The 4,215-nt window shown below is 71.2% G+C and carries 6 protein-coding genes; 3 read left to right on the forward strand and 3 right to left on the reverse strand.

The window, feature by feature from the left end:
• The 3 genes from AB0C29_RS36405 to AB0C29_RS36415 all read left to right on the forward strand — a co-directional run.
• Positions 1-951, forward strand: a 951-nt coding sequence (locus AB0C29_RS36405) for a ThiF family adenylyltransferase (protein WP_360830249.1), incomplete at its 5' end; no start/stop codon positions are given.
• Positions 948-2,153, forward strand: coding sequence for a hypothetical protein (locus tag AB0C29_RS36410; protein ID WP_360830252.1), 1,206 nt, complete (start codon positions 948-950; stop codon positions 2,151-2,153). The genes AB0C29_RS36405 and AB0C29_RS36410, both read left to right, overlap by 4 nt.
• 174 nt (positions 2,154-2,327) lie before the next feature.
• Entirely contained in the window at positions 2,328-2,756 is a 429-nt protein-coding gene (locus AB0C29_RS36415) for a hypothetical protein (protein WP_360830255.1), read from the forward strand.
• On the opposite strand, the gene AB0C29_RS36420 is transcribed toward AB0C29_RS36415, so the two are convergent.
• The 3 genes from AB0C29_RS36420 to AB0C29_RS36430 form a co-directional block, all read right to left on the reverse strand.
• Positions 2,730-3,239 (reverse strand): hypothetical protein, encoded by a 510-nt coding sequence (locus tag AB0C29_RS36420; protein WP_360830258.1) that lies wholly within the window; start codon positions 3,237-3,239, stop codon positions 2,730-2,732. The genes AB0C29_RS36415 and AB0C29_RS36420 overlap by 27 nt on opposite strands.
• A gap of 17 nt (positions 3,240-3,256) precedes the next feature.
• Positions 3,257-3,805 (reverse strand): GNAT family N-acetyltransferase, encoded by a 549-nt coding sequence (locus AB0C29_RS36425; protein WP_360830261.1) that lies wholly within the window; start codon positions 3,803-3,805, stop codon positions 3,257-3,259.
• Positions 3,805-4,215, reverse strand: a 411-nt coding sequence (locus AB0C29_RS36430; protein ID WP_360830264.1) for a helix-turn-helix domain-containing protein, incomplete at its 5' end; no start/stop codon positions are given. The genes AB0C29_RS36425 and AB0C29_RS36430, both read right to left, overlap by 1 nt.

Raw genomic sequence — 4,215 nt, forward strand, 5'->3', positions numbered from 1 at the left:
GCCGACGGTCCGGCGGTCAGCCCCGGCGAGCTCACCGAAGCGCTGACCGCGCTCGACGGCCTGCGGATGCTGCGCGACGTGGACCGCGCCGTCGACCGCGAGCGGGCCGGCCGCGACTTCAGCAACCTGGCCTTCTTCGAGCTGTACGCGTCGCTCGAGGCGAACGAGGCGGACCTCCAGCAGCGGGTCCGCGACGCCCACGTGCTGCAACTGGGCACCGGCGGGCTCGGCTCCAACGTGCTGCAGAGCCTGGCCGGGCTCGGCGTTGGCCGGCTCACCCTGCTCGACGACGACGAGGTGGAGCCGAAGAACCTGGCCCGGCAGTTCCTCTACCGCGAGGCCGACCTCGGTAGTCCGAAGGTGGAACGGGCCGCCGACTGGGTGCGCGCCTTCAACCCGGGCATCGACGTGCAAGCGGTGCGCCGCTGGGTACGCGGGCCGGACGACGTGACCGGCCTGCTGGACGGCGTGGACCTGGTGGTGTCCGGCATCGACCAGGGTGAACGCATCGACAACTGGGTCAACGAGGCCTGCGTGCGGGCCGGGATCCCCTGGGTGCGGGGCGGCATGACCGGTTCCCAGCTCATCTACTTCTCCGTCGACCCGGGACGCAGCGGCTGCTACGAGTGCCGGGTGCACGCGTACGGCGACGGCAAGGGCATCGCGTCGGCGGTGCTGCCACCGGCGGCCGTGACGGCCCAGCGCCTCAGCGCCCGGATCCCGCGGGTGAACCGGGCGAACGGACCCTCGGCGGCGCTGATCGGATCACTGGTGGCGTTCGAGGCGCTGCGGTACCTGACCGGCTACGAGCCGCCGTACGCGGCCGGGGCCGAGGTGCTGCTGGACGTCTCCGCCGGTGGGGCCCAGCGCCGGGAGCCGTGGCCGCGGAACCCGGAATGTGCGCTGTGCGCCGCGGCCGCCGTTGCCCGTTCGGCCGGGGCACCGACGTGAGTGTCGTACCGGTGCCCGGGGATGCCACCGTCCGGCTCCGGCCGCTGTCGGTGGTCGACGACGGCGACGACGTGCTCATCGGCGACCCGGAGCAGGGCACGTTCGTCGCCGTGCCCGCGGTGGGTGGTGTGGTGGTGCGGGCGCTGCTCGCCGGCGCAACCGTGGCCGAAGCCGGCGAGCGCGCCTCGGCCATCGCCGGTGAGCCGGTGGACATGGCGGACTTCCTGACGGCGCTGAGCCAGCTCGGTTTCATCGACGACGAGGCGCGGACGGCCGCACCGGAGGCGACCGCGCCGGTGCAACAACGGGGGTGGATCGGCGGACCACCGGCCGTCCTGGTGCGGCCGTTGTTCTCCGCGGTGGCCTGGTGCGGCTACGGCCTCGCCGCGCTGGTGGCGGTGGCGTGCTTCGCCGTACGCCCAGATTTGTGGCCGCGGCCCACCGACCTGCTGGTGACCGGCGACATCGGCACCAGCCTGCTGCTGATGCTGCCGGTCACCTACGCGCTGGTCGCGGTGCACGAGAGCTGGCACTGGCTGGCCGCCCGGGCGCTGGACCTGCGCACCCGGTTCGGCGTCGACCGGCGGCTGTTCTTCCTGGTCTTCGAGACCGACCTGTCCCAGCTCTGGAGCGTCCCGCGCCGCAAACGGTACGGGCCCCAGCTCGCGGGCCTGGCCATCGACGCTGTCCTGATCGCGGCCCTCCTGATCGCGCAGCTCGTGGCCGGCCCCGTCCAGCCCCTGCCGGCGCTGGTGTTCGTGCTGGTGGCGAGCACCCTCTGGCAGTGCATGATCTTCCTGCGCACCGACCTGTACGGCGTCCTGGTCACGGCCACCGGCTGCCGAGACCTGTGGCGCGTCAAGTCGCTCCTGCTCCGGCGCGCGGTCGGCCGCCTGGACCAGCGGCAGCGCGCCGAACTCGACCAGGCCGATCCCCAGGACCTGCGGGTGGGGGCGTGGTTCCGGTGGGTTTGGCTTGCGGGGTGCGGGCTGGCGGTGGGGTACTTCGCCGTCTTCTACCTGCCGCTGCTGTCCTATGTCGCCCGCTGGACGGGCGAGGGCTTCAGCGCGGGGGTGGGCAGTGGCCGGTTCTGGTGGGGTTGGGTGGTCGCTGTCATGGTGTACGCGCCGATCCTGGCGACACTGTGGATGGCCCTGAAGCGCTCGCGGCGGCGCGCCACGTTGACGGGCCCGCCGGTGTGACGGAGGGCGAGTCATCGGCCGCCACCCCGGCGATGACCCCGCCCGGTTCGTCCGGTGAGCGCCTGCACGGGAAACCACCAGAGTCGCGCCGTCACAACTACCAAAATTCGAGGCCGTTCTACTACCAAATCTCGAGGACCCGGCGCCGCTGGCCGGCGTGGCAGACTGCGGTTGATGCATATCGACTATCTGACGACCGGGTTGGTCGGGTTCAGCGAGGACGAGTTTCCCGAGGCGCGTGACCTCACCGTCGAGTTCGCGACCTGGGCGTACGGCCTCAAGCTCACCTACACAGTCCCGTCGCTGGGGATTGTCATGCCTTGGGTCTGGTTGAAGGAGAACGAGGCCGAGATGCGGGCCTGGACCCTCGCCGACGTCCCCTGCGGCACGTTGACCGAGCCGTACCACGACTCCGATCAGGGCTGGAACGTCATGCTCTGGCAGCACGGCGACCACGTCTTCGTCGCGGAGGGGGACGGGGGCTGGGACGAGGTGCGGGAGTCGAACACCTACACGAGGTGGTTCAAGGTGCCCCGCGAGCTGTACTTCGAAGCCTGGGCAGCGGCCCTCGAGCAGCTACAACAGGGCGTGCGAGACCGCTGACACTCCGGTCTTGAGTCCGATCTCGGCTTTTGCCGCCGCGAGGAATGTGCGGCGGGCTTGCCACACCTCTTGTCCCGCGACGCGTTGTGCCTTCGGTTCCGGAGCCGGTTCGGCCTCTTCGACGAACGCGACGTAGGCATGGCCGGCCACGTGGAGTCCCATGGCTGCCTCCACCACTGCCGGAGTGGTGAGCAGACGCATCTTGGTCAGCATCTCGGTCTGCTCATCGTGCGCGCGGTGAATGTCGTCCCGGACGGTGGTGTCCTGGTCGGGGCCGACGCCGGATCGGCGGAGATCCGCGAGTCTGTTGCAGGCGCCGGCGCTCGCGAAGTCGGCGTTCAGGAACGTCACGAAGACATCGACCAGCACGTCCCGGGCCCAGCGATGCTGTTCTCTGCGGCCCGACAGATACAGATTGAGCGCCGCCAGGACGGCGGCAATCGAGGCTGCGAAAGCCGAGAACGTAGCTGTTGGATTGGTCATCTTGGATGCCTCGCTTCTCACTGGCGCTCTGCTGATCGCCTCCCCAGACTCGCGGGCGTGTTCGTTTCGGGCGAGCCGGGAGCAGCCGGCCGCAGTTCGAGGATGTGGCGGATTCCGGGGCGACCGGGCAACGACACCTCGCCGACCGGCCGGAAACCAGTACGGCGCAGCACCTTCAGCGATCCGGCGTTGTCTCGCGCCGCGTCCGCGATCAGCCTGCTCAGGCCGTACGCGCCGGCCGCCAGGTCGCAGATCCGGCGGACCCCGGCCGTGGCCACGCCGCGCCCCGCGACCCGCTGCGCCACCCGGAAGCCCAGCTCCGCGGCCCCGTCCACCGCGTCCACCAGGTTGAACCGGCCGATCACCGCGCCCTCCTCATCCACCGCAACGTGGAAGTGGCACAGCCCGGTCGCCTGTTCCGCCAGCAGCGCCGCGTGGCGGGCCGGGAACTCCGTGAAGTAGTTGTCGCCGCGGTCCGAGATCGAGCGGGTGAACCATTCCCTGTTCTCCCGCTCGAAGCGCAACACCTCGGCCGCGTGCCGCTCGGTCAGGCGCTGGAGCTCCATCACGGGTGCCGGTGCAGTCGACGCAGGGCCAGCGCCAGTTGGAGGCGCAGGCGGCCTTGCGGGGAGCGGACGTTCCAGCCCAGCAGGTGCTCCGCGTGGGTGATTCTGTCCTGCAGCGTCGAGTGGTGCAGCCGCAGTGTCGTCGCCGCCGCGCGCAGGCTGATGCTTGTCGCCATCGTGTGCAGGGTGGTCAGCATCCAGGGCGCCGCCGCGGCCGCGTGGCCCAGCGCCCGCACGTCCGGGGTGTTCGACTGGTCGCCCACCTCGGCCAGCACGGCCAGGGCGCCCAGCTCCTCGGCGTGGACCACCTGGGTGCCCGGGTCCTCGTCGGTGCCTTCCGCGGCGAAGCGCAGGGCCACCTTCGCCGCCGTCCAGGACGCCGGGAGGTCCAGGATCGCCGTCGCCGGGCC

The sequence above is a fragment of the Actinoplanes sp. NPDC048791 genome (assembly GCF_040650095.1).
Lineage (GTDB): Bacteria > Actinomycetota > Actinomycetes > Mycobacteriales > Micromonosporaceae > Actinoplanes.

Excerpts from the sequence above, each read along its gene's own strand:
- AB0C29_RS36415 (WP_360830255.1), top strand. The coding sequence starts at position 2,328 with ATGCATATCGACTATCTGACGACCGGGTTGGTCGGGTTCAGCGAGGAC.
- AB0C29_RS36420 (WP_360830258.1), bottom strand. The coding sequence starts at position 3,239 with ATGACCAATCCAACAGCTACGTTCTCGGCTTTCGCAGCCTCGATTGCC.
- AB0C29_RS36425 (WP_360830261.1), bottom strand. The coding sequence starts at position 3,805 with ATGGAGCTCCAGCGCCTGACCGAGCGGCACGCGGCCGAGGTGTTGCGC.